This window comes from Natronococcus sp. A-GB1, assembly GCF_029688845.1.
In the GTDB taxonomy this organism is placed as follows: Archaea; Halobacteriota; Halobacteria; order Halobacteriales; family Natrialbaceae; genus Natronococcus.
In genome coordinates, this window is record NZ_JARUKW010000005.1 from 173,715 (window position 1) to 198,280 (window position 24,566).

Below are 24,566 nucleotides of genomic sequence, written 5' to 3' on the forward strand. Positions count from 1 at the left end.
GACTGGACGGCGGGGGTGTCGGCAGTGAGTGTCCTTCGGCTCCTCGTCAAACGCATCGCACTGGGCCTCGTCGCGGCGTGGGCAGTGCTGACGGTGACGTTTCTCGCGTTTACGACGAGCCGTGACTGGGTCGCCGGTGGAATCGAGGGAACGATGCGGTACGAGGGTGCAAGCGAGGCGGAGGTCGAACTCGCCCTCGAAGAGTACCTCGCGATCCACGGCCTCGACCGGCCGCTGTGGGAACAGTACGTCGACTGGATCGGTAGTATGTTGACTCTCGATTGGGGACGTGCCTTCTTTATCGATGGCGAGTCCGGTTCGGAAGCCACACTGTTCGAGCCCGGTGCCCCGGTGTTCCAGATGGTGATAGAGGCGACTGCGCGCACGGTGCTGTACGTCGGTCCCGCGCTGGTACTGGCGCTCGCAGCGGGGACCGCAATCGGACTGTATGCGGCGTCAAACCCGAAGGGACGGCTTGCGAACTCGAGTTCGGGAACGACGTATCTGCTGTTTGCAGTTCCGAACTTCTGGATCGGCGGAATGGCACTTTCGCTCGCGGCCGCCGGTCGACTCCCCGACTCGACGCTCGTGTTCGAGCATCTGCTCCCGATCACGCTAACCGCGACGACGCTTCTCGGTGCGTACGTCAGTTACGCGCGTGCGCACGCCCTCGAGTACGCCAGCGCTGAGTTCGTGACGCTCGTGAGGGCGAAAGGAGCCGGTCCGATCCGCGTTGCGAGACACGTCCTCCGGAACGCGGCGATCCCGCTGTTCTCGATGGTGTTTACCGAGGCGCTTGCCTTGCTCGTGCTCACGGTGTTCGTGATCGAGTCGCTGTTCACAATCGAAGGGTTCGGGCTGTTGCTGTTCGAAGCGGTCCAGTTGCGGGATCTGCCGGTGGTTCTCGGCTGTACGCTCGTCATCATCGCCGTTGGAATCGCCGGCAACGTCGTCCAGGATCTCACATACACTATCCTCGATCCCCGTGTCGATACGGACTCCCGATGAGTGGATCCGGCCCCACAGTAGTACGCGTCGATGCAACTTTGGGTCCGCGTAGCACGCGCCGATTTCAGGGCTGGAGCCCACCCCCAGCACCGTGGTCGACATCGTCCGGATCGAACTCGAGCAGCGGCTGTTCGCAGCCGTCGCAGTTGAGCGCGTGGACCGCGTAGGTCTGACAGCAGGAGTCGACGGTGTCCTCGGTCAGCGTGATTGGCCCCCCGCAGTCCGGACAGCGCTCGCGGAACGATCGCAACACCTCGAGCAGTTCGATCCGCTGGGCCTGCGGAACCTCCCCCCAGCGCTCGGTTTGTTCCTCGAGCGCGCGGTGGGTCGCGAGATCCGCCCGTAGGGCGGCCGTCGACGGCCACTTGTGGATCCGACGGCCGATCCTGACGGCGGGGTACTGACGGTCCGCGACCGTTACCGCCGCGGGCTCGAGGCCGTACAGTTCGGCGACGAGCGCCGGCTCGAGCGGGTCGTCGGGCAGCGTTCGAAGCCGATCGTCGATCCGGTCGGCGAGGTCGTCGGTAAAGCGGAGGTCGTTCTCCCGGAGCTCGACGGCGCCGACCTCCAGCAGGAACCGCTCGGGATCGACCGCCCGCTTCTGCTGGCGTTCGTACTCCTCGATGGTCTCGGTCGTCAACTCCTCGGCGTCCTCGTCGGGCTCCTCGAGCGGGTGCGTGTCGAAGCGCTCGAGGATCGACGCCGGGAGATACCGCTTCGTCAGCGCCGGCGTTCCAGGAACGAGGTACCCCCGGAGGCCGATCGTGGCCAGCGAACCTGCAAACGCCGCTGCGCCACCCTTTCGCGAGACGCTACCGACGATGGCGCTCGCCGCCGCGGCGAGCGAGACGTTGACCATCGTACACGGAACGCACCTGTTCTCGCCGGTGTACTCGGGGTTTCGGACGCGAGCCAGCGCCGTCCGAATCGACTCTCTCATACCCGTCGGTTGTGCCGGTGTCACCAAAAACGGGACGGCTCGAGCGGGGTCGCCTCGCCGACTCACTCGGTTCAGTCGTCGACGTCGTCGTTCCCGTGGCATCCCTCGAGCGGTCGCTCGTCCCGTCTTTCGGGAGCGAACTCACGAACGGCTCGAGGCCGGTCCACTCGAGGTCGTCCTCGCTACCGTGACCTGTGTGGAGGGCGTCACTGGACGGCACAAGAGCTGGTGGCGACAGTGATTGTCTGGAAAACAGGCCTCTACTCGAGTTGACGGCGGTCAGATGGTCGTATGTCCCGAATCGGTTGTCGGAGGACGGCGCGAGCGTTCTCCAGACAAAAACGGGAGGTAGATTTGAACCTCGGGTAGACGGTCGTCCTCGCGTTGCTCGGACGCTGCGACTACCCTGGTTCAAATCTACTCCGTGCTATACTTGCCGCTCGCGAGCTTGCTCGCGGCAAAATATAGCGGGAGGTAGATTTGAACTACCGGTCTGCGGGTTATGAGCCCGCCGGAATCTCCTGGCTATCCCATCCCGCTACTTCTTCGTAACCCGGTGCGCTAGTTAAGGGTTGTGATTCGGCCGCCGTATGTGGGTTTCTGTCGTCAACCCTGGTGGACCTTCCACGTGTAGAGGCTCTCGCAGGTGTAGTTGACGAAGAAGCCGATCCCCATTCCGACGAGGTTCGCCGCCAGATACCAGACGCCGAAACCGTACACCAGCAGGGCCAACACGCTCAGTGAGACGAAAAGCCCCCCGAGCCGAACCATGTTCGATCGGAGAAAGCGCCGGCCGAGCGCCCGAGCGCTCGTCCCGCCGTGGCTCGCGAACGTCCAGCGCTCGTTGATCGCGAAGATCACCGCGATGGCGAACTCCCAGGCGATCACCTTCGCGACGACGGGTCCCAGAACGGTGAGTTCGACGAGCGTGACGAGAACGAGGTTGTCGACGGTCGCGCCGACGAGGCCGACACTCGCGAACTGGGTGAACCGAGTCGCCGAGAGCAGCGCCCGGATCCGCACCCGGAGCGCGTCCGTGAGTGATCGTGACATCGCCGTCTCTGGCTGGAGTGTCGGTCTCGAGAGAACGATCGGCGCTCGTGGCTACAGCTCGAGGTCGGCTTTCGCGCGGACGACGTCGACGTCGTCGGCGTCGACGCGGTCGACATCGAGGAAGTGAGGGGTGAAGTTGCGCTTCTCGAAGTCCTCGAACTCCGAGTCGGCGCCGACGGTACACCACAGCTGGACCTTCTCTGGGCCGTGCCACTCGCCGTTGCGCGTCACGGCGAAACACACCACCTCCTCCCCGTCGTACTCCACGATGGCCCCCTTCCGGATTCCCGGGTCCCCGTGGATGATGAGACGCTTCATGCGAGTGCGTTCACGCGAGAGGGGATTAAACGCTTCGAAGGCCCGAGGGGGCCGCCATCGGGTCGACGACGAACCAAACGGGTTTTAAACAGCGCTGTCTTAGCCCACGTCAAGTGAGCTAACGATGCAGATGCCACGCCGATTCAATACGTACTGTCCGCACTGCAACGAACACCACGAGCACGAGGTCGAGAAGTCCCGTTCCGGCCGCTCCTCGGGGATGAAATGGGACGCGCGCCGCACCCGGCGCAACACCGCGACGATTGGAAACGCCGGTCGGTTCTCGAAGGTCCCCGGCGGCGAGAAGCCGACGAAGAAAACGGATCTGAAGTACCGCTGCAGCGAGTGTGGCAAGGCCCACCTCCGCGAGGGATGGCGCGCCGGCCGACTCGAGTTCCAGGAGTGATTACTATGGCAGGAAATTTCTACAACGTCCGCTGCGGTGACTGCGAGAACGAACAGACCGTCTTCGGCAAGGCCTCCACCGAGGTCGCGTGTGCCGTCTGCGGAACGACGCTGGCGCGACCGACCGGCGGCAAAGCCGAGATCGACCACGAGATCCTCGAGACAGTCGAGTCACGATGAAGTACAGCGGCTGGCCCGACACCGGCGAGCTCGTCGTCGGCAAGATCGACGAGATCGAGGACTTCGGCGTCTTCGTCGACTTGGAGGAGTACCAGGACCAGCGCGGCCTGATCCACATCTCCGAGGTCGCGAGCGGCTGGATCAAGAACGTCCGCGATCACGTTCGCGAGGGCCAGATCGTCGTCTGCAAGGTACTCGACGTCAACACCGAGTCCCAGCAGATCGACCTCTCGCTCAAAGACGTCAACGACCACCAGCGCTCCGACAAGATCCAGGAGTGGAAAAACGAGCAGAAGGCCGACAACTGGATGGCCCTCGCGCTCGGCGAGGACGCCGACGACGAGACCTACACCGCCGTCGCCAACGAGTTGATCGGCGCCCACGGCAGCCTCTACGACGGGTTCAAGCAGGCCGCGATCCACGGCGAGGAGGCGCTCGAGGGAACCGACCTCTCGGAGGGTGAGATCGACGCACTCGTCGAAACCGCCCGCGAGAACGTCTCGGTGCCGTACGTCGACGTCACCGGCTACGTCGATCTCGAGAACGCCTCTCCGAGCGGCGTCGACGGCATTCGAACCGCCCTGGAGGCCGCCGAGGGGAACGGCGAGGTCCCCGACGAGGTCGACCTCGAGGTCAGCTACGTCGGCGCCCCGGAGTACCGAATCAACGTCCGTGCGCCCAACTACAAGACCGCCGAGTCCCAGCTCGAGGAGAGCGCCCGCCGTGCGGTCGCCGCGATCGAGGGCGAGGGCGGCTCCGGCGAGTTCCACCGCGAACGGCGCACCGACGACGAGTAATGAAGTCGGACATCCGGGTCTGTTCGGCGTGGCGCGACGCCCACGACCGCCCGGTGTACACCCTTTTGTCGACCTGTCCCGACTGCGGTGCCGAGGCCGTAAACAGCGCGCCGGCGCCGTTCGACCCCGAAGACGCCTACGGCGAGTACCGACGCGCTCTTAAACGTCGCAGTCGCTGATACGGTATGGACGAACTCGAGATCGACGCGGTCGCCGAGGTCGAGCTGGACGACCCCGTACTCGTCGAGGGGCTGCCCGGCGTCGGACACGTCGGCAGCCTCGCGGCCGAACACCTCCTCGAGGAGCTCGAGGGCGAGAGCACCCTCGTCCGGCGGATCTACTCCCACGAGTTCCCGCCGAAGGTGAGCATCGAGGACGGCGTCGCCGACCTGACCTGTGCCGAGATCCACGCCGTCTCGGTTCCCGACGGTCGGGATCTGCTCGTGTTGACCGGGGACCACCAGGCCCAGACCAACGAGGGCCACTACGTGCTGGCGTCGGCGTTTCTCGACGTCGCCGAGGAGTTCGGCGCGAGCGAGCTGTACGCACTCGGCGGTGTGCCGACCGGCGAACTGATCGACGAGTACGCCGTCGTCGGCGCCGTCAGCGACGAGTCGCTGGTCGAAACCCTCGAGGACGCCGGCGTCGAGTTCCGCGAGGACGAGCCCGCCGGCGGCATCGTCGGCGTCTCCGGACTCCTGCTCGGATTAGGCGAGCGTCGCGGGTTCGAGGCCGCCTGCCTGATGGGCGAGACGAGCGGCTACCTCGTCGACCCCAAAAGCGCCCGCGCAGTGCTCGAGGTGCTCGAGGCGCTGCTCGGGTTCGAACTCGACTACGAGAGTCTCGACGAGCGCGCCGACGAGATGGAGGACGTCATCGGCAAGATCCAGGAGATGGAACAGCAGCAACAACAACAGCAGATGGACGTGCCGACCGACGACGACCTGCGCTACATCGGGTAGTCGCTTCGAGTCGAGTCAGCTGCCGCGGGTAACGTCGTACTCGTGTTATATCGTTCTGGACGTAGTGGTCCCGGACATGGCACACAGCCCCGAACTCCCCAAGAGGTACGTCTGTGTCGACTGTCAGACGATACACGCCGGGACGGTCGCCGAGCGTACTGACACCGGCCACCGGTACGAGCCACCCGAAGCGTGTGGCTGTTGTGACGGGACCGAGTTCGTATCCGAAGCGGACTGGCCCCACGTCGATCGGTAGCGTGGTTCGCCTGCCGTCACGGGCCGATCGGCTCCGAGAATCGCTGCGGGAACCGCGAACGCTATTTTCGTGCCGACCCACGGACCGCATATGACCGCTTCTCGAACAGCCGAACGCTACGATGTCGGCGTTGTCGGCGCAGGACTGGCCGGACTGACGGCGGCACGGGAGCTGATCGACGCCGGGCTCGAGGTAATCGTCCTCGAGGCCAGGGACCGCGTCGGCGGTCGGACGGCCGCGGGATCGCTGTCGACCGGTGACGTGATCGATCGCGGTGCAGAGTGGATCGGCGCCGACCACGACCGCGTCCTCGAGCTGGTCGAGGAGTTCGACCTCGAGCTGTGCGAACAGCACGGCGCGGGCGTCGATCGGGTCGCCGTCGCGGGCGAGCTGTTCGACCACGAGGACCGCTTTCGGGCGCTTCCCGAGGAGTCGGCCGCGGAGCTGCGGGCGGCGCTCGAACGGATCGAGAGTCTCCGTCGCGACGTTCCCCTCGAGTCGCCCGACGAGGCGCCCGACGCCGAGCGGTGGGACGGGACGACCCTCGAGTCCTGGAAGCGGGAGACGATGGCAACCGAGGCCGCCCGGGAGGCGTTCGACGCGTTCGTCCGGGCCGAGTTCACCGTCGAGCCGAGCGCGATCTCGCTACTGTACTTCCTCGCGGCCGTCGACGCCGGCGGCGGACTCGAGATTCCCGGCGAGTCGACCAACACAACGCAGGAGTATCGCCTCGCCGGTAGCACCCAGCAGCTCTCGGACGGGCTCGCTGACGGTCTCGGCGACGCGATCCGACTGAGCGAACCGGTTCGCCGGCTCGAGCGACGGGACGACGGCGTAACCCTCGAGACCGACGACGGAGCGTACGTGGTCTCGGACGCCATTGTCGCCGTCCCGCCGCCGCTGATCGACCGCATCGACCACGAGCCGCCGCTGCCCACCCGTCGACAGGGGCTGGTCCAGCGGATGCCGATGGGGGCGGTGATCAAGTGTTTCGCCGCCTACGAGGAGCCGTTCTGGCGCGAGGACGGCTACTCGGGGTCGGTGCTGGCGACCGACGGCATCGTAACCGAAATCGCAGACGGAACGCTCCCCGACGGAGACCGGGGTCTCCTGGTCGGATTCGTCGCCGGGGCCGCCGCCCTCGAGTGGAGCGACCGTCCCGCGGCCGAGCGCCAGGAGCGGGTGCTCGAGGAGTTCGGCCGCTACCTCGGGCCGCAGGCGACCGAGCCCCTGGAATACGACGACGAGGTCTGGCCGAAGACCCGGTGGTCGGCGGGCGGGTACAACGCCGCGATGACGCCGGGGACGCTGACGACCTGCGGCGACGCGCTCCGCGAGCCAGTCGGCCGCGTCCGCTGGGCCGGCTCGGAGACGGCCCTCGAGTGGCGCGGCTTCATGGAGGGAGCGATCCGCTCGGGGGAGCGGGTCGCGAGCGAAATGCTCGAGGATCGCAGTGCTCGAGGGAGCTGACGTCTGACGTACCGGTAGTCAGCAGTACGGGTTCTCTGTCGAAGACCGTGTCCGAACGGAGGAGTTCGGTACGTAGCAATTCGAGTCTACCACGCATCCATCGACCGATCATAGCGATGGTGTCGAAGTACGGAGCACGGCGGGCGATACCTCGTCGGTTCGTCCCGCGGAAATCGCAAGCACTGCTTCCGTCAGTCGACTCTCGACCGACGGGTCTTTGATTCTCTCCGGAAAGGAGCACGTATGGCATCGAAAGGCGTTCTCGCAAGCGCTCTCGTCGCGTTCGTCGTTGCGACCGCCGTCGCCGGCGCGGTCGGCGGGAGGCAACTCGGGGTAGGAATCGGCGTTCTGACTGGCGTAGCAGTGGCTCTGAGCACCTGGTTGTCCAGCCACTCGACCACAGCGGAAACCGACCTTACGGACGAAACGGCTGCTGTGTAATCGAATGGAGTTGGTTGTAGATTTAGTATATCTCCGAATCTACCGTTACCCCTCCAAGACTTCGTAGGAGACGGCAGCATCCCGTAGCGTGTCAGTGACCCGACCGACGGCCTCGGTCGTCGCAACTGCCGTGACTGTAAGCCCGCGTTCGGCGGCGTCGGTCGCGACCTCGCCGACGGCGAAGGTGACCGCGGGATCGACGTCGGCCCGTCGGCAGGCGACGACCGCCTCGACGCCCGTCGCGAGGACGAGGTCGGCGCCCTCGCAGTGCTCGGTGATCGCCTTCGCGCTGATCTCGCGGCTGCCACCCGACCGCACCGCGGGTACCTGCAGGACGGTGACGGAGCCGGGCTCGAGGTCGATGACGCCCTCGAAGCTCGTGACGCCGACGTCGGTGCCCGCCTCGGCATCGGTCGTCGCGACGCCCGTCGCCGGTCCGACCTCGCCGGGTTCCGCGTGGAGCAGCCCCTCGTCGATCGACAGCGAGACGATGTCGCCCTCCTCGAGATCCTCGAGTGCGATCGCGGTGTCCTCGCCCATCGCGCCCAGCACGTCCTCGGTGACGTGGTCGGCGAATCGTCGAACGTCGCCGGCGGCCTGGAAGAGCCAGTCGACGCCCTCCTTGGTGACTCGATACCGGGAGCGCCCCTCCTTTTCGACGAGCCCGTCGTCGACGAGTTCGCGGATGTACTCGCTCACGGCCTGGCTCGTGACGCCGACTTCCTCGGCGATCTCTCCCTGGCTGACGGCGGGCTGGCGCTCGGCGATCTGGACAAGGATCCGGAACCGTGTCGCAGCCCGTTTGTTGTCGAGGACGTCGACCATACGGGTCGTTTTCCCCCAGCGCGGCAAAAAAGGTACGCAGTCGCGGGTCCGCTTCGGTCGCCGAGGCAACAAGTTGATACCGGGAGAGTTCATCAGAAAGAATGACTATGTCGCCGCCCCCTTCGACGTCGGTCGAACTCGAGACCGCCGTCGGCGTCGCGTCGGCGGGTAACGGGGCGGTCGGTTCGGCGCTCAGAAGCGCCCAGCCGATCGACGCGCTGGCCTGGATCGCCATCGTTGCCTTCGGACTCGCGTTGCTCGTCCGCTGGTCGGACGTCGCGGCCCCCGTCCGCCCGATCGCGGGGGTCGCCTGGCTCCTCTTTGGGACCTACTGGCTGACGATGGTGCCGTACTACTACTACGACGCCCAGAGCCCCCTCCAAACGATACTGGCGCTCCTCGCCTTACCGCTGTGTGCCTACACCGGCTACCTGCTCTGGAACGGCCGGGAGTCGCTGTTCGTGCTAACCAAGGCGGTCGCGCTCATGGGACTGATCTACCTGCCCGCGGAGACGATCCCGATCGTCCGCCAGTGGCTGATCGAGACGACGGCGGTCCAGACCCACTACGGGATGGAGCTGCTTGGCCACAGCCCCGGTATCAACGAGGGCATGAACGGGTACGAAAGCCGGTTTAACTTCGACTCCGAGGAGACGGCAACCGGACGGACCACCTACATCGTCCTCGCCTGTACCGGGCTCGGGAGCATGGCCATCTTCGGCGGGCTGATCGCCGCGGTGTCGGCCCCGCTGCGGCGAAAGCTGACCGCGTTCGCGCTCGCGATCGGCGTTATCTGGCTGCTGAACCTCGTCCGAAACGTCTTCATCGGTCTGGCGACCCCACACGGCTGGTTCCAGCAGGACCTCGTCGTCTCGCTGGTGACGACCTACATGGGCGCCGAGGAGGCCCGAGTCTCCTATCTCGTCGCGCACAACTACATCTCCCAGCTGCTCGCGGTCGTCGCCTTGATCGGCGTCACCTACCTGGTGGTCAAGATCCTCCCCGAGGTTCTCGAGCCCCTCGAGGAGGTGCTGTTCGTGCTCACCGGCACCGAGTACGATCTCGAGACGGCCCTCGGCGCGGACGTCCGGACCGACGGCGGCTCTCGCGACCCATGACTGACGCCGTCGACGTCCCCTTCGAACTGGACGATCGAGCGGTCTACTTTCCCCGCGCCGAGACGCTCGTCCTCGCGGACCTGCATCTCGGACGCGGCGCCGCCTCGAGGGTTCAGGCGCCGATCGGCGGCGAGGAAGACGTCGGCGGCAGGCTCGAGGAACTGCTCGTCACCCGAAATCCCGAAACGGTCGTGATCGCCGGCGATCTGCTGCACTCGTTTTCCTGGATCCCTCGCGGCGTCGAACGATCGATCACCCGGCTCGTCGACGGCGTCGAGGCCGCCGGTGCCTCGCTGGTCGTTACCCCCGGTAACCACGATACGATGCTCGAGTCGGTGCTCGACGGCGAGACGGCACCTGCGTACCAGCTGGCCGACGGGGAGACGGTCGTCTGTCACGGCCACGAGTCGCCCCCGGACGACGTTCGCGACGCAACGCGGTACGTCATCGGACACGAACATCCGGCGATCGAGATCGACGGGCGAAAACGGCCCTGCACGCTGTACGATCCCGGCGGCGACGACCGCGCGGCGACCCTGATCCTCCCGGCGTTTACCCGCCTCGCGGGCGGTCGAACCGTCAACCGACTCCGCTCGAGCAACCTACAGTCGCCCCTGATCGGCGATCTCGACGGATACTATCCGGGCGTCTACGACCGCTCGAGTGGGGATGTCCTGTGGTTCCCGCCGTTAGGAGAGTCGCGTCACCTCCTCTGACCATAAGTATAAAATTAAAAGACTGTATCCACAGAAAGACATATGCCAGATCGCACATACGCTTCGGTAGCAAGATGGCCGAACCCCTGGAACACCAGCCGGTTGCGGATCGCCTCGTCTGCCCGAACTGTCCGGCGGACTACCCGACGCCGTTCTCGAGGCGACGGATCAGCTGCCGGCGCTGCGGAACCGACTTCCTGGCGCCCGACGAGGCCCGCGACGGGAACGGCTGTCCGGGGGACGACGGCCGCGAAACGGGTCCCGAAGCGAGAGTCGAGGCGGACCGAGCGGTGGACGACGGGAGCGACAATCGGATCGCTCCCTACCTGCGGACGATCCGGACGAGTGCGCCCGCTATCGCACTCGGGTTCAACGGCGTCGCGCTCGGGTTCTGGCTCGCCGGCGCCGCGTCCTTCGAAATCGCCGTGATGAGCGTACTGCTCGTTACGAACGGAGTCCTCTTTCAGGACCGACTCTGATCGGACGTTCGGCCATCGAGGTCCTGAAACGGTTTACTTCACCGCTCGAGTGCGAGCGGGAGTACGACGGTGTTCAACGACGCCCGCGGAGGTCGTCTACCGCCGCCTTCGCCGCGAGGCGACCGCTCTTCATCGCGCCCTGGATCGACGACCACTGGGTGTACTCACCCGCCAGGTAAACGGGACCGTCCGGATCGCGGGGATCGGGCAGTCGATCGCGAAAGCCTGGCGGCTGCGCGAACTGCGCGAACTCGATCCGATCGGTTCGACGGGTCTCGAGCGCTTCGAATCGGCGATCGGGGTACCACGCGTCGAGGGTTTCGCGGGTGAGCTCCTCGAGCTCCGCGTCGCTCTCCTCGCGCTCACCGAGGTAGGTCGCGCTGATCAGTTCGGCGTCGTCGGGGGCGTACTCGGGGGCGACCGCGCTGTGGGGAACGATCTGGTTCGGGCCCTCGTCGACCGTGTTGAGGAGGAGCTTTCCGCCGGCTTCGAGATCCGTTCCCGCCGGTAGCTCGTAGTACTGGGTGACGCAGGCCCGGGCGTCGGTGGGGATCGATTCGACGCCCGTCAACTCCCGTGCCGCGGACGGATCGGTCGCGACCACGACGGCGTCGGCGTCGTACTCGCTGTCGGTCGCGGTTACCGTCGCGGACTCCCCGTTCGCGCCCTCGACCGAGACGTTAGTCACCTCGGTCTCGAGTCGGATGCTGGCGCCGGCGTCCCGCACGTGCTGGGCCAGCTGGGCCGGGATCGCGGCCATCCCTGTCGCAGGAACGGCCGCTCGGCTCGTCAGCAGTGTCCGGAACGTGTACTCGAAGACCCGACTCGAGGTCGACAGCGACCGATCGAGGGTGATCCCGCCGTAGAACGGTGCTGCGAAGTTGTGGATAAACCTGTCCGAGAATCCGCGATCGCGAAGGAATCCCTCGATAGTCGTGTCCGGTTCGGAGCGGTCGAAGATCGCTTCCGGATCGCGTCGGGCGAGTTCGACCGCCAGCCGCGCGACGCGGAGCTTGTCCCCCGTCGAGACGTCCGTGTTCGACAGCGTCTCGAGCAGCGCCTTCGAATCCCGGATCGGATCCGATAGCGTCGATCGGTGGCCGGGTCGAGCGAGACACGCTCCCGGTGCGAACCGGCGCAGATCGAGACGCTCGAGATCGAGCTCCCGCTGGACGGCGGGGTACGACGGGAACAGTACCTGAAATCCGCGGTCGAACCGGAATCCCCGGTGCTCCCGGGTCCAAACCCGTCCGCCGATGTTTTCCGACCGTTCGAGCAACGTTACGTCCAGTCCCGCACCGGCGAGATGCCGTGCAGCGACCAGTCCGGCGAGCCCGCCGCCGGCGACGACGGCTCGCGGCGTCTGAGTCATATCCGGTCGTTGGAAACCGAGACGGAAAGTCGTACCCGTCGCGGTCGCCAGGCGAACTCCGAACCCGTCAGTGGTCCGTCAGCAGCCGGAAGGCGACTCCAACCAGAATCACCGGAATGCCGATCGCGGCGGTGATAAACGGCGGAACCGGGACCAAAAGCAGTGCAACACCAAGCAGGGCGACGATCGTCGACACTCTGACCATACCGTTCGGTGAGCCTCGTGGCGGGTATCGCTGTGGCAGGCATCTCCAGCGCGCGCCAATTCGATCGGCGACCGACGGAGGCCCACTCCTATAGTAACAACTGAAACGGTTTGCACACCGATCGCACAGCCGTCGTGCGATCGGGTGCGCACTGACGTTCAGTGGCTACTATAACTTCCGACCGACCGTAGGGACGGCATGGTCGATGCGACACTTACGCCGATCGAGCGCGGTACGATCACGACCGACTACAACCACATCCTCGAGGGCCACACGGTGGGGACGGCCGACGACCCGAACCCCGAGACGACGATGGGCGACGGCCCCGTCTACAACGTCGTGATCGACCACCCCGAGGCGACGATTCTCTGGGACACCGGCTCCCACCCTGAAGCCGATTCGGGCCACTGGCCCGCGGCGCTGTACGCGGCCTTCGAACACACCGGACTCCGGCCCCTCGAGGACGACCTCGGGACGGCCGGCTACGCGCTCGAGGATATCGACTGCGTGATCCAGAGCCATCCCCACCTCGACCACGCGGGCGGGCTGTACGCCTTCGAGGGGACCGATATCCCGATCATCGTCCACGAGCGGGAGCTGAAACACGCCTACTACAGCGCCAAGACCGACGAGGGCGACGAGGCCTACCTCGCGGGCGACTTCGACCGGGAGCTGAACTGGGAGGTCGTTCACGGCGACCGCGAGCGGTGGTTTCGCGACCTCGAGCTCGTCCGCCTGCCGGGTCACACGCCCGGCCTGCTCGGTGTTCGGCTCGAACTCGAGGACGCGGGCACCGTCCTGATCGCGGGCGACCAGGCCTACGTCCGGGAGAACTACGAGGACGGACACCCGATGGGTGGGGGCCTACTGTGGTGCAAGCGCTCCTGGCTCGAGAGCCACCGGCTGCTCGAGGAGGAACAACGGCGCCACGACGCGACGATTATCTGCGGGCACGACGAGCGTGACCTCGAGACGTTGCAGGAGCTGTAGCGGTCGGTCGGTGCGGCGGGCCGGACGTCGGCCTCGCATCCCGTCCGAACGAGTTGCGCGCGAGGAGTCCGAATCACCGACGGAGACGACGAACGTGCGCCGAGCCGATTCTTATGAGGGCTGCCGGGGTAGTGGTCGCATGGCTGAGGAGAAGACAGCGATAGTGACGGCGGCTGGAAGCGGAATCGGAGAGGCGTGTGCCCGACGACTGACCGACGAGGGATACACGCCGGTGTTGCTGTCGCCGTCGGGTAGCGCCGTCGAGGTCGCAAACGGCCTCGGCGGGGACGGGTTCGAGGGATCGGTGACCGACCACGACGATCTGGCCGCTCTCGTCGAAACGACCCACGAACGCTACGGGCGCATCGACGCGGTGGTGAACAACACGGGACACCCGCCCTCGGGCGATCTCCTCGAGCTCACCGACGAGGAGTGGTACGAGGGGATGGACCTCGCTCTGTTGAACGTCGTGCGTATGGCTCGACTCGTCACACCCATCATGGAGGAACAGGACCACGGGTCGATCGTGAACGTCTCCACGTTCTCGGCGTTCGAGCCGTCGCTCGAGTTCCCCGTCTCGTCGGTGGTTCGAGCCGGACTCGGGAGTTTCACCAAGCTCTACGCCGACCGGTACGCGGCGGCGGGGATCCGAATGAACACGGTCCAGCCCGGCTTCGTCGATAGCTACGACGTCGACGAGGAGACTCGGGACCGAATCCCGATGGGGCGACCGGCGCAAACCGCGGAGATCGCGGACACTGTCGCGTACCTGCTCTCGCCCGCCTCGAGCTACGTCACTGGCCAGAACATCCGCGTCGACGGGGGATTAACGTCGTCCGTCTGAGCGCCCCGGTTTCGGTTACGGTGTCCGTTCTCGTCGAACGCTACCCTCCACTACGAGCCTGCTCGACCGCGTAGCCGGCGTTGAGTACCGTCGCGTCGTCGAACCGCGCGCCGACGAGCATCAGTCCGATCGGGAGCCCGTCGACCTCGCCCGCGGGGACGCTGATGCCGGGATGGCCGCTGCGGTTGAACGGCGAGGTGTTGGCGGGGACGTCGGTCTCGAGGAGCCGATCGAACGCGTCCCGGTCGGGGTCGTGTTCGGGTGCGGTCACGTCCGTCGTCGGCATCGCGAGGACGTCGTACTCCTCGAGGGCCGCGTCGTACTGTTCGGCCAGCTCGAGCATCAGGTTCATTCCGGCCGCGTAGTACCGGGAGTGGTACCGACTGAGTGTGTACAGCCCCTGGAGCAGCTTGAGCTTGAGGTTCGGGGGGAAATCATAGCCCTGTGCGCGCTGGAACTTGCCGAAGGCCTCGACCCAGGAGGTGCTGTACCAGGCCTTCCAGCCGTGGCCGACGCCCTGGCCCATCATCGCGGCGACCAGCCCCTCGTTCGTACAGATCTCGTGGATCGTGTCGGCGTCGGCGTGCAGCGGGATCGAGACCTCCTCGACGGTCGCGCCACGCTTCTCGAGCAGGTCGATCGCCTCTCGAACCTGCTCGTCGACCCCCGGGTCGCCGTTGGGTTTGTCGAACCCCTCCTCGAGGACGCCGACCGAGAGCTCCGAGACGTCGCCATCCAGGGCGTCCTGGTAGCGTTCGGTCGGGACGTCCGTCGGCCGCCGGAGGTGAGCCGCGTTGCTGCCGGCGATTTCGGTGAGCATTTCCGCGGCCGTCTCGACGTCGGGGGTCATTGGGCCGGGGTGGTCGATCGTGTGCTCGAGGCCGACACAGCCGGTGTAGGGAACCAGTCCGTAGGTGGGTTTGTGGCCGACGATGCCACACAGCGAGGCGGGGATCCGAATGCTCCCGCCCTGGTCGCTCCCGATCGCGGCGTCGACCTCGTCCTCGACGACCGCGACCGCGCTCCCCCCGCTCGAGCCGCCCGCGAGGTAGTCGTCGTCGCGGGGGTTCGTGATCGGGCCGAACGCGGTGTGGCCGACCCGCGTGACGGCCATGTCGTCCATGTTCGTCTTCCCGACGATATCGGCCCCGGCCTCGAGCAGCCGGCTGACCACCGTCGCGTCGGCGTTCGGAACGTAGCCCTCGACGACGTTCGAGCCGCAGGTCATCTCGACGCCGGCGACCGCGACGTTGTCCTTGATCGCGACCTCCCAGTCCGACAGCGGCCCGTCCTCGTCGCCCTCGACCTCACATTTGGTGACCCAGGCGTTGTGCGGATCCTCGTCGTCGTCGAGTCGGGTTCCCGGACTCCGGGGCCGGGTTCGCGTGATCGGCCCGCGAGGCTCGGGATCGTACGACTGGATCGTCTCGTACTCCTCGAGATTGTCGGTGAGCTGCTCGTGGTAGAACTCGACTTCCCCCGGCGTGAGGTCGAGGAACAGCTCCTCGCCCAGCTCCCGGACGTCGTCCTCGGACGGCGGACGGATTGGCATACGCTTTCATCACTGTTCGGACAAAAATGAGTTCAGCATGACCCTGCGCAGTCGATTCGTACGCGGGAGTCGACCGTGGTCGTCCGCCGATCCGGCGGTTCGGGGACGAAGCTAGACGAGCGCCTCGAGATCGGTCGGCCGCTCGAGCAGCCGGTACTCGCCGTCGTCGTACGCGACGACGTCCTCGTGACGGAGGTGATCGAGGTGGGCGTAGGCCTCGCCGGGGCCGTGGACGATGTGGATCCCCTCGAGCTCGCCAAAGAGGTGAGCGCTGACCGTCCAGGCGTCGGCCGGGCCGTGCTCCTCGAGGACGTCGATGACGTTTCCGGTCCGCTCGCGGTGGTGGTCGAGGATCGTCTGCGCGCGCTCGGAGGGCTCCTCGATGGGATCGCGGTGTCCCGGCCAGACCCGGTCGTACTCCCGATCGATAAACGACCGCAGCGTCTCGGCGTACTTTTCGAGGGGGCGCTCGACCCTGACGTCCGCGCCGCCGACGTTGGGGGTGTAGACTGGGAGGACGGCGTCGCCGACGAACGCCTCCCCGCCGGTTCGCGATCCGCCGTCGGCCGCGCCGCCGCGGTCCGTCTCCGCGGCGTCGCCGATCTCGAAACAACAGAGCCCCGCGGCGTGGCCGGGCGCGTGGACCGTCTCGAGGGTCGTCCCGCCGACCTCGAGGACGGTTCCGTCCTCGATGGGTGTCGGCTCCGCGGGCAGCCCCTCGATGTGGACAGAGCCGTCAAGAAACGCGAGCAGCTCTTCGCGGGCGTCCTCGGGAAGCCCCCACTCCTCGAGCAGTTCTTCGCGGCGGTCCTCGAGGGCGGCGACGGCCGCCTCGTCCTGTTCGACGAGGGGGGCGTCGGCCTCGTGGACGTACACCGTCGCATCGCTCTCGCGTTGAATCTCGCCGGCCAGTCCCGCGTGATCGACGTGGAAGTGCGTGAGCACGATGTCGTCGACGTCGGCGAACTCGTAGCCCCGTTCGGCCAGTCCGTCCCGGAGGTCGGCCCGGATGTCGTCGGTCGAGACGCCGGTGTCGACCAGCGCGAGCTCGTCCCCGTCGGCGAGGACGTAGGCGTTGTTCCGTCCCTCGAACTCCTCGTTGCCCAGCGTGATCCTGTCCATATCGAGTAGGAAACGGCTACCCGCTATTAGTTTGCGCGATAACAAAACGTCCGTCGGCGCGGTCGGATCCGACCTCCGGGATAGATGGAAGGGGGTTACTCCTCGAGCTCCGCTCGCAGCAGCTGGTTGACGTCGCCCGGATCCGCGCTCCCGCCCGTCTTTTGCATCACCTGGCCGACCAGGAAGTTGATCGCGCCGTCGTCACCCGACTCGTAGTCCGCGACCGCCTCGGGGTTCTCCTCGACGGCCTCGGTGACGGCCTGCTGGACCTCGTCTTCGCCGGTCTTGCCCAGCCCCTCCGCTTCGACGATCTGGTCGGGTCCCTTCCCGTCGTCGAGCATCCCTCGAAGCACCGTCTCGCGGGCGTTTTTCGCCGTGATCTCGTCCTCGGCGACGAGTTCGACGAGTCGGGTGACCTCCTCGAGTCGGCCCTCGATGTCGGTAATCTCCATGTCGCGGTAGTTGAGTTCGCCGAGCAGGTTGTCCGCGACCCAGGTCGCGGCCAGATCGGGGTCGTACTCCCCGGCGACGTCCTCGTAGAAGTCCGCAACCTGCTTGGTCGAGGTGAGTTTGGAGGCGGCCTCGTCGCTCAGCCCGTACTCCTCCTCGAAACGCTCCCGGCGGGCAGTTGGAAGTTCGGGGATCGCGATCTCCTCCTTCCAGCCCGAGACCCGCAGCGGCGGCAGGTCGGCCTCCTCGAAGTACCGGTAGTCCTTCTCCTCTTCCTTCGAGCGCATCGAGACGGTGATCCCCCGCGACTCGTCCCAGTGGCGGGTCTCCTGTTCGACCGCGCGGCCGCGCTGGATCGCGTTCTTCTGGCGGGTTTCCTCGTAGGCCAGGGCCTTCTGGGCGCCCTTGTGACTCGAGATGTTCTTGACCTCGGTGCGGTTGGCCGCGGCGAGGGCGTCCGGACCGATCTCGGTGACGTCGTCGCTCTCGATCTCCTCAGTGGGGATGATCGAGAGGTTGGCGTCGATCCGCAGGCTGCCGTCGCGCTCGGCGTCAAAGACGCCCAGGTACTCGAGGACCTCCTCGAGCTCCGAGAGGAACGCCCGCACCTCGTCGGGGCTGCGGAAGTCGGGTGCGGTGACGATCTCCATCAGGGGCGTCCCCGCGCGGTTGTAGTCGACGAGCGTGTACTCCGCGGAGTCGATCCCGCCGCCACCGCCGACGTGTTGCAGACTTCCGGGGTCCTCCTCGAGGTGGGCCCGTTCGACCGTCACGGTGCGACGGTCACCTTCGACGCTGATCTCGAGTTCCCCCTCCTGGCAGATCGGCTCGTCGTACTGCGTGATCTGGAAGTTCTTGGGCAGGTCGGGGTAGTAGTAGTTCTTCCGGTGGAACCGCGTCTCCTCGGGAATGTCGGCGTCGATCGCCTTCCCGATCTTCACCGCGGCCTCGACGGCGCCCTCGTTGAGCACCGGCAGCGCACCCGGCAGGCCGAGACAGACCGGGCAGACGTTTTCGTTCGGCTCGTCGGTCGCCTCGGTCGAACAGCCACAGAAGATCTTCGTGTTAGTCTCCAGCTGGACGTGGACCTCGAGGCCGATGACGGTGACGAGGTCGCCCTGCTGGGCGGTCTGGGCAGTCATTGAACCTCGGTTCGGGCCGGGCCGGGTAAAACGTAACGGGACGGAGTCACCGCCTCGTTCTTCGGGAGCGGGGTCACAGCGGAACATTGTAGGGGCAATCGTTTATTCGCCTGGGGGCTGAAGATCGAATTATGACAGGAGCTCGCACGCTCCTCGTTCATCCGAAGAATGGGGTGGTGGACCAAGCGACGGGAGCGCTCGAGGACGTGGGGTGTCGGGTGACGACGGTCGACTCCGCGACGCGGGCGCTCGCGACGCTGTCGACCGAGGGGTTCGACTGTCTGGTCAGCGAACAGTCGCTGCCCGGCGACGATGGCCTTTCGCTGCTCGACGCGGTTCGGGAGGTGGAGCCGGAGCTCCAGTTCGTAATGTACGCCGACGAGGAGACCGCCGAGGACGCGTTCGAGGCGGGCGTCGACCGGTTCGTCGCGAAAAACGGCGGCGACTCCGCGGGCGAACTCGCTGCGGAGGTGGCCGCGGTCACGTCCGCGACCGGGACGATCGAACGGGACGTCTCCGACCACGAGCCGGCACCCGAAGAGATCGTTCGGGCGATCGACGACGCCTCCGTCGGCATCAGCATGACCGACCCCTCGCTGCCGGACAACCCGATCGTCTACGTTAACGACGCCTGGGAGGAGATCACCGGCTACGATCAGGAGACGATCCTGGGGCGGAACCCACGATTCCTGCAGGGCCCTGGAACCGATCCCGAGGCTCGGGAGACGCTGTCGACGGCTCTCGAACAAGAAGCGCCGACCACCGTCGAGCTCAAAAACTATCGGCCCGACGGCACCCCATGGTGGAACGAGCTGACCGTCGCACCGATCCACGACGAGGACGGGGAGCTCGTTCACTACGTCGGGTTCCAGACGGACGTCACCGATCGCAAGACCGCGGAGCGTCTCGCAGAGGAGCGTGCCGAGAAACTCGTCGACGAGAAGGAGGCGCTCGAGCGGATCCTCACGCGGGTCAACGGCGTCCTCAGTGAGATCACACGCGTCCTGGTCGAGGAGAACGATCGACCAATCGTCGATCGACGGATCTGCGACGAGCTCGTCGACGCCGAGGGGTACGTCGCTGCCTGGATCGGATCGGTCGACTCGGTCGGCGAGACCCTGGAGCTGACCGGAGCGGTCGGAATCGAAGCGGGAACGGGTAGCCGATCGCTTGCGGCCCTCCCGGACGCCGTCTCGCGGGCGGTCGAGACGAACGAGATCGCCTCCCAGTCGGTCCGGGAGTGTGACGCCGAGATGCTCGATGCGGCCGCCGTCGGCGCGCGCCGGCTCGCCGTCGTTCCGCTCGTCTACGGCCACAAGCGGTACGGGCTGCTCGGCGTCTACGGTGAAACCGAGTCGGCGCTGGACGCCCGCGAGCGTCGGCTGTTCGACTCGATCGGCGCGATGATCGGTACCCGATTCAACGCGATCGAAATGTCGAAGATCCTGACGGCCGATCGCGCCGTCGAGGTGACGGTGTCGATCGCCGACCCGTCGTTTCCCCTGTCGGCCGTCGCGGCCGCGGTCAACGGCGAGGTCGAGTACGTCGGGATGACGTCGGCGGGCGAGGGAACGGAGCTGTTCGTGACCATCCGCTGTGAGGGGCCGGTACCGGACCTCACGACGCTCTCGTTCGTCGAGGACGTCCGAGAGATCGCCCGGACCGACGACGTCCACACGCTTGCCCTCACGGTCGATGCGGCGACGCCTTTCGACGAACTGGCCGACTACGGGGCGTTGGTCTCCCGGGTCACCGCGAACCCGACCCGGGCGCGACTCGCCGTCGACCTCCCGCTGGAGTACGACGTTCGGTCGGTGCTCGAACTGCTCGAATCGTTGTACGGCGGCGTCGAACTCCGATCGCAGGTCGAACACGATCGGCGAGAGCGTACCCCAGAGGAGTTCGCATCCGATCTCGAACAGCGGTTAACCGACCGCCAGCGGACGTCGCTCGAGACGGCCCACATGAACGGGTACTTCGAGTGGCCGCGGCCGACCGACGGCGACGAGATCGCCGACACGATGGACATCACTCGTCAGACCTTTCACCAGCACCTTCGCGCGGCAGAGCGCAAGCTCGTCGACACCTATGTCGACTCCTGGTCGAACGGTTGCTGACCGACTTCGACCCCGTTCCAGCTTCTCTCACGTCCTCGGGCGGACGTCCCGTCGCGCCCGCGGCGGTACTGTACGTATGAGCCGTCAACCGACCGACGCCGCGAGGTCGCGACCGATCGCTCCGGTGGATCTGTGCCGCGGAACCCGGACTGGTTAGGGAAGTCGTTCTTTTGCGCTGTCGTCCCCGTTCGCATATGGTCACGGTATCCGAAACGATCGAGATCGACGCCGACCCCGAACGGGTTTTCGACTACCTCGACGATCCCCACAACCACGCCGAGGTGACGCCGAGTCTCTCCGATATCCGAAACGTGGAGTCGCTCGAAGATGGGAGCAAGCGTCTCGAGTTCACCTACGGGATGGCCGGTGTCGGCCTCGACGGCGAACTGGTCCAGACGATCCACCAGCCGCCGGAACGGCATACGTTCGCGATGTCGGGCACCCTCGAAGGAGAGATCGATATCGAACTCGAGGAGCACGACGACGGCACCCGGCTGACGTATACGGGAACGTACGACCTCCCGGGGCGGGTACTCTCGAAAGCCGCCGAGCCGTTCGTCCGGCGGTACAACGAGCGCGAGCTGCGAACGACGCTCGAGAACGTCAGGACCCGACTCGAACTGTCGGCGTGAGCTACGGGAACAGGATCAGCCGCCGAACAGCCTGTCGAGGACGAGCCGCTGGACGAGTCCGGGGCGATGCTCGTCGGTCGGCTGGACCATCACCGCAGTCACGTCGACCGAATCCACGAGCCGATCCCCGGGACGGCCGAGCATGTCACCCAAGATGCCGCGGCTCTCCGTACCGGTCACGAGAAGGTCCGCCGACTCGGCGAAGCGGGCGAGTCCGTCGACGCGGTCGTCGGTCTCGACGACGTGCGATCGAGCCGGGACCGTCAGGATTCGCATGAGTTCTGCGTGGTAGTCCTCGATGACCTGGCGACGCTGGCCCGGTGCGTCGGCCGGAACCGCCTGTAACAGGACCAGCTCCGCACCGGTCTCCTCGGCGATGGCGTCGGCGACGAGCAGTTTCAGCGGATCGTAGGCCCCGCGGCTCGCGACGACCGCTATCTCGTCGACGCCGTCGAACCCCCGGTCTTCGACCAACAACACGCCACAGGGGGCGTTTCGCAGGACGTGATCGTTCAGGCCCCCGGTGAACGGCCGGTGGAACTCCTCCCGACGTCGCTCGAGCACGAGCAGGTCGTAGCCGTCGAAGGTGGCGAACTCGACGATCGCGTCGGGGACGTCCTCGCTCTCGATCTCGAGGTAGTCGAACGACGCGCCGGCCGCCCCGCGCAGTTCCGTCCCGCCGGAGGGTCTGAGCGACCAGTCGGTCTCTTGCATCCAACTCGGCGGATCGTCGACCGAAAGCCAGTCGGGGGCCTCACGTCGCGTCACCGACGGCCCGCTCCCGGTGAACGCCCGGTGGGGGACGTCGACGAACCGGGCGACGGTAACCGACCCCGTCCTGAGTCGCGAGAGGTCGGTGGCGATCCTGACCAGATTCGTTCGAGCCTGGTCGTTCGTCACGTCGGTAATCGCGACGAGGACGTCGTGGCGTCGATCCTCCGCGAACAGCTCCGCCGTCCGCTCGACGGCGCTCTCGCCCACGCTCTGTCTGACCCCCGATCGCGCTGCTCCCTCGCGATCGATCCGCGGACGGGCGTAGAGGTAGTACCAGGCCAGCGAGCCACCGACGATCACGAGCGAGCCGAGGAAGGGAACGAACCCCATCTGGGTCAGGACGAGGACGCCACCTCCGATCCCGACCAGCTGGAGCCACGGGTACAGCGGCGAGACGAACACGGGGGAGTACTCCTCGACCGCCCCCTCGCGGAATCCGATCACGGCCACATTGAGCAGGATGAACACGAGGATCTGGAAGGCGCTGCCGAACTGGGCGATCCGCTCGACCGGAAAGACCGTAACGAGGACGACCATTACGCCACCGGTCAGCGCGATGGCGTTGGCCGGCGTGTTGTACCTGGCGCTTATCGACTCGAACTGGGGGGGGACGAGGCCGTCGCGAGCCATCGCGAACGGGAACCGAGACGCCGCGAGCAACCCCGCGTTCGCCGTCGACGCGAGCGCGAGCAGGGCGGCAAGAACGATCGCAACGACGCCGAGTTGGCCGAAGGCGGCATCGGCGGCGGCCGCGATCGGCGCGGTCTCCTCGCCCGGTGCTGCAGGGACGAATCCGGCCCCGGGCTCGAGGTCGGCGAGCGCGATCGCGATCCACACGACGGCGACGTAAAGCGCCGTGGTGAAAACCAGCGAGCCGACCATCGCCAGCGGGAGGTTCCGGCCGGGGTCTTTCACCTCCTCGGCCACGGCGGTCACCTTCGTCACGCCGGCGTAGGAGACGAACACGACGCCGACCGCGGCGAGAATGCCGTCGGCCGTGAGGTCGAAACTCCCCGCCGTCTGCTCCGGAGCGAACGCCTGACTCGAGAAGCCGCTGACGACGAAAAACGCCATGACGGCGAGCATGACGCCGACGATGACGAACTGCATCGAGCCGGACCCCTTCGCACTGACGATGTTGATCAGGGTGAAAAAGAGCGCGAGAGCGACTGCGAGCACGACGATCCAGTCGGCGAGCACCGGCGCGAGCTGGGCCAGGTACGGGACGCCACCGACGAGCGCGAGCGAGCTCTTCAGGGAGAGCATCAGCCAGGTGCCGATACCGGCGACGGTGCCGAGGACGGGACCCATTCCCCGCTCGACGTAGATGTATGCGCCGCCGTCCTCGGGCATCGCGGTCGCCATCTCGGCCGCACTGATCGCCGCCGGAAGCACCAGCAACCCGGCGATCAGGAACGCGACCACGGCGGCCGGTCCCGCTGCGACGTAGGCGATCGCCGGCAGGATGAAGATGCCGCTGCCGACCATCGCCCCGATGGCGAGCGCGGTCGTCGACAACAGTCCGAGATCCCGCTTGAGATCAGTTGGCACCGTCGGTCCTCCAGTCGAACGCGTTCACGACGTTCGACCGTTAGGACGGTCGGGTAATGTGTGACACACCTAACCAGTAATACGCCACCGCCGGCCGCGGATCGCGACGGGCCACTCCTCGCGAGCGAAGCATTATACGCCCCCACGACGTCAGACGGCTTCGATGGACGATCAGGACGACGTCACGGAGACGGTGCTCTCGGGCGAGGCGTACGCCCGGGCGGCGCTGTCGACGAGACGATTCTACCCGCTCGGGCTCCGGGGCAAGGTGCTGTTTTGCATCCTGACGATCGCGTCGACGATCCTGCTCGCGCCCGCCACGTACGCCCGTCGCGGCTTGATCGGGTCGCTCGAGGGGGACGCTGCTTCCTCGGGTGCGATCGAGCCCGGTTTCAGCACGATCGCTCTCGCCGGCGTCGTTTCGACGAGCCTCTGTGCGATCCTCCTGTTGCGCTTCCTCTGGCTGGTCGAGACCGACGCCCTCTCCGTCGAGCAGGCGACGGAGGTGGTTCGGATCGAGGAGGCGATCCTGACCGTCGCCATCTCGACGGGGACGATCATCGTCGTCGCAAGCGTGACGCTGGCGCTGATCGGCCTTCTCGCCCCGGATCTAGCCGTGGCTCTCTACGGCTCCGGCGTCCAGATCTACGTCCAGGCCGGCGGCCTCTTCGCCGTCGACACGCAGGTCACGTCCGGCCTCGCGGTCGCGATCACGCTCGCCTTCCTGTTGCTCTACCTCCTGATCACGGGCGAGGGCGAGCGCCGACGGGCGGCCGTCCCGCAGCCGCAGTGAGCCCGACGGACGACGATCGACGCGAATTCGCGTCGGTACCCGTTCGGATCCGTC

General features: G+C 66.5%; 27 protein-coding genes and 1 tRNA gene. 17 read left to right on the forward strand and 11 right to left on the reverse strand.

Annotated elements, in window-relative coordinates; translation table 11 throughout:
* Positions 1 to 24 precede the first annotated feature (24 nt).
* Positions 25 to 1,008: an ABC transporter permease gene (locus tag QA600_RS07925; protein WP_278291407.1), complete on the forward strand. Its 984-nt coding sequence runs from the start codon at positions 25 to 27 to the stop codon at positions 1,006 to 1,008.
* Between the two features lie 64 nt (positions 1,009 to 1,072).
* Here QA600_RS07925 and QA600_RS07930 read toward each other — a convergent pair whose 3' ends face one another.
* The 4 genes from QA600_RS07930 to QA600_RS07945 all read right to left on the reverse strand — a co-directional run bounded on the left by QA600_RS07930 (position 1,073) and on the right by QA600_RS07945 (position 3,319).
* Positions 1,073 to 1,948, reverse strand: a complete 876-nt coding sequence (locus tag QA600_RS07930; RefSeq protein ID WP_278291408.1) for a hypothetical protein — start codon at positions 1,946 to 1,948, stop codon at positions 1,073 to 1,075.
* Between the two features lie 465 nt (positions 1,949 to 2,413).
* Positions 2,414 to 2,488, reverse strand: a tRNA-Met gene (locus tag QA600_RS07935).
* 66 nt (positions 2,489 to 2,554) lie between these two features.
* Entirely contained in the window at positions 2,555 to 3,001 is a 447-nt protein-coding gene (locus QA600_RS07940; RefSeq protein WP_278291409.1) for a GtrA family protein, read from the reverse strand.
* A gap of 51 nt (positions 3,002 to 3,052) precedes the next feature.
* Positions 3,053 to 3,319: an HAH_0734 family protein gene (locus QA600_RS07945; RefSeq protein ID WP_278291410.1), complete on the reverse strand. Its 267-nt coding sequence runs from the start codon at positions 3,317 to 3,319 to the stop codon at positions 3,053 to 3,055.
* 124 nt (positions 3,320 to 3,443) lie between these two features.
* Between QA600_RS07945 and QA600_RS07950 the strand changes: the two genes are divergently transcribed.
* The 8 genes from QA600_RS07950 (at position 3,444) to QA600_RS07985 (ending at position 7,830) form a co-directional block, all read left to right on the forward strand.
* Positions 3,444 to 3,725, forward strand: a complete 282-nt coding sequence (locus tag QA600_RS07950; protein ID WP_278291411.1) for a 50S ribosomal protein L44e — start codon at positions 3,444 to 3,446, stop codon at positions 3,723 to 3,725.
* A gap of 5 nt (positions 3,726 to 3,730) precedes the next feature.
* Positions 3,731 to 3,904, forward strand: coding sequence for a 30S ribosomal protein S27e (locus QA600_RS07955; protein WP_005553725.1), 174 nt, complete (start codon positions 3,731 to 3,733; stop codon positions 3,902 to 3,904).
* The gene (locus QA600_RS07960; RefSeq protein WP_005553724.1) at positions 3,901 to 4,701 is read left to right on the forward strand and encodes a translation initiation factor IF-2 subunit alpha; all 801 of its coding nucleotides are present in this window, start codon (positions 3,901 to 3,903) and stop codon (positions 4,699 to 4,701) included. Before QA600_RS07955 ends, QA600_RS07960 begins: the two co-directional genes overlap by 4 nt.
* Positions 4,701 to 4,880, forward strand: a complete 180-nt coding sequence (locus tag QA600_RS07965) for an RNA-protein complex protein Nop10 (protein WP_005553723.1) — start codon at positions 4,701 to 4,703, stop codon at positions 4,878 to 4,880. The genes QA600_RS07960 and QA600_RS07965 overlap by 1 nt, the downstream gene beginning before the upstream one ends.
* Before the next feature lie 6 nt (positions 4,881 to 4,886).
* Positions 4,887 to 5,663 (forward strand): proteasome assembly chaperone family protein, encoded by a 777-nt coding sequence (locus QA600_RS07970; protein ID WP_278291412.1) that lies wholly within the window; start codon positions 4,887 to 4,889, stop codon positions 5,661 to 5,663.
* 76 nt (positions 5,664 to 5,739) lie between these two features.
* Complete coding sequence (locus QA600_RS07975; RefSeq protein ID WP_278291413.1) at positions 5,740 to 5,919, forward strand: hypothetical protein; 180 nt, start codon at positions 5,740 to 5,742, stop codon at positions 5,917 to 5,919.
* A gap of 90 nt (positions 5,920 to 6,009) precedes the next feature.
* Complete coding sequence (locus tag QA600_RS07980; RefSeq protein ID WP_278291414.1) at positions 6,010 to 7,389, forward strand: FAD-dependent oxidoreductase; 1,380 nt, start codon at positions 6,010 to 6,012, stop codon at positions 7,387 to 7,389.
* Between the two features lie 243 nt (positions 7,390 to 7,632).
* On the forward strand, positions 7,633 to 7,830 hold the full coding sequence (locus QA600_RS07985; RefSeq protein WP_278291415.1) for a hypothetical protein: 198 nt from the start codon (positions 7,633 to 7,635) through the stop codon (positions 7,828 to 7,830).
* A gap of 45 nt (positions 7,831 to 7,875) precedes the next feature.
* On the opposite strand, the gene QA600_RS07990 is transcribed toward QA600_RS07985, so the two are convergent.
* Positions 7,876 to 8,655, reverse strand: coding sequence for a MarR family transcriptional regulator (locus QA600_RS07990; protein ID WP_278291416.1), 780 nt, complete (start codon positions 8,653 to 8,655; stop codon positions 7,876 to 7,878).
* Between the two features lie 107 nt (positions 8,656 to 8,762).
* Here QA600_RS07990 and artA point away from each other — a divergent pair, with 107 nt between their 5' ends.
* The 3 genes from artA to QA600_RS08005 all read left to right on the forward strand — a co-directional run bounded on the left by artA (position 8,763) and on the right by QA600_RS08005 (position 10,968).
* The gene (gene artA, locus QA600_RS07995) at positions 8,763 to 9,773 is read left to right on the forward strand and encodes an archaeosortase A (protein WP_278291467.1); all 1,011 of its coding nucleotides are present in this window, start codon (positions 8,763 to 8,765) and stop codon (positions 9,771 to 9,773) included.
* Entirely contained in the window at positions 9,770 to 10,489 is a 720-nt protein-coding gene (locus QA600_RS08000; RefSeq protein ID WP_278291417.1) for a metallophosphoesterase, read from the forward strand. Before artA ends, QA600_RS08000 begins: the two co-directional genes overlap by 4 nt.
* Positions 10,490 to 10,563: 74 nt before the next feature.
* On the forward strand, positions 10,564 to 10,968 hold the full coding sequence (locus QA600_RS08005; RefSeq protein WP_278291418.1) for a hypothetical protein: 405 nt from the start codon (positions 10,564 to 10,566) through the stop codon (positions 10,966 to 10,968).
* A gap of 73 nt (positions 10,969 to 11,041) precedes the next feature.
* On the opposite strand, the gene QA600_RS08010 is transcribed toward QA600_RS08005, so the two are convergent.
* Both QA600_RS08010 and QA600_RS08015 read right to left on the reverse strand, forming a co-directional pair.
* Positions 11,042 to 12,340: an NAD(P)/FAD-dependent oxidoreductase gene (locus QA600_RS08010; RefSeq protein ID WP_278291419.1), complete on the reverse strand. Its 1,299-nt coding sequence runs from the start codon at positions 12,338 to 12,340 to the stop codon at positions 11,042 to 11,044.
* Positions 12,341 to 12,407: 67 nt separating this feature from the next.
* Positions 12,408 to 12,545, reverse strand: a complete 138-nt coding sequence (locus QA600_RS08015) for a transporter (RefSeq protein ID WP_278291420.1) — start codon at positions 12,543 to 12,545, stop codon at positions 12,408 to 12,410.
* Between the two features lie 198 nt (positions 12,546 to 12,743).
* Between QA600_RS08015 and QA600_RS08020 the strand changes: the two genes are divergently transcribed.
* Together QA600_RS08020 and QA600_RS08025 are read left to right on the forward strand one after the other, a co-directional pair.
* Positions 12,744 to 13,535: an N-acyl homoserine lactonase family protein gene (locus QA600_RS08020; protein WP_278291421.1), complete on the forward strand. Its 792-nt coding sequence runs from the start codon at positions 12,744 to 12,746 to the stop codon at positions 13,533 to 13,535.
* Between the two features lie 139 nt (positions 13,536 to 13,674).
* A complete protein-coding gene (locus QA600_RS08025; RefSeq protein WP_278291422.1) occupies positions 13,675 to 14,379 on the forward strand; it encodes an SDR family oxidoreductase in 705 nt (234 codons plus the stop codon).
* Positions 14,380 to 14,419: 40 nt separating this feature from the next.
* Here QA600_RS08025 and QA600_RS08030 read toward each other — a convergent pair whose 3' ends face one another.
* The 3 genes from QA600_RS08030 to gatB form a co-directional block, all read right to left on the reverse strand.
* Entirely contained in the window at positions 14,420 to 15,931 is a 1,512-nt protein-coding gene (locus QA600_RS08030; RefSeq protein WP_278291423.1) for an amidase, read from the reverse strand.
* 111 nt (positions 15,932 to 16,042) lie between these two features.
* The gene (locus QA600_RS08035; RefSeq protein ID WP_278291424.1) at positions 16,043 to 17,053 is read right to left on the reverse strand and encodes an MBL fold metallo-hydrolase; all 1,011 of its coding nucleotides are present in this window, start codon (positions 17,051 to 17,053) and stop codon (positions 16,043 to 16,045) included.
* Between the two features lie 95 nt (positions 17,054 to 17,148).
* Entirely contained in the window at positions 17,149 to 18,645 is a 1,497-nt protein-coding gene (gatB, locus tag QA600_RS08040) for an Asp-tRNA(Asn)/Glu-tRNA(Gln) amidotransferase subunit GatB (protein ID WP_278291426.1), read from the reverse strand.
* A 131-nt stretch (positions 18,646 to 18,776) separates the two neighbouring features.
* Here gatB and QA600_RS08045 point away from each other — a divergent pair, with 131 nt between their 5' ends.
* Positions 18,777 to 20,762: a bacterio-opsin activator domain-containing protein gene (locus QA600_RS08045; RefSeq protein ID WP_278291427.1), complete on the forward strand. Its 1,986-nt coding sequence runs from the start codon at positions 18,777 to 18,779 to the stop codon at positions 20,760 to 20,762.
* 194 nt (positions 20,763 to 20,956) lie between these two features.
* Entirely contained in the window at positions 20,957 to 21,394 is a 438-nt protein-coding gene (locus QA600_RS08050; RefSeq protein ID WP_278291428.1) for an SRPBCC family protein, read from the forward strand.
* A gap of 15 nt (positions 21,395 to 21,409) precedes the next feature.
* On the opposite strand, the gene QA600_RS08055 is transcribed toward QA600_RS08050, so the two are convergent.
* A complete protein-coding gene (locus QA600_RS08055; protein WP_278291429.1) occupies positions 21,410 to 23,719 on the reverse strand; it encodes a universal stress protein in 2,310 nt (769 codons plus the stop codon).
* A gap of 163 nt (positions 23,720 to 23,882) precedes the next feature.
* On the opposite strand from QA600_RS08055, the gene QA600_RS08060 reads away from it, so the two are divergent.
* The gene (locus QA600_RS08060) at positions 23,883 to 24,512 is read left to right on the forward strand and encodes a hypothetical protein (protein ID WP_278291430.1); all 630 of its coding nucleotides are present in this window, start codon (positions 23,883 to 23,885) and stop codon (positions 24,510 to 24,512) included.
* The last annotated feature ends 54 nt before the right edge of the window (positions 24,513 to 24,566 follow it).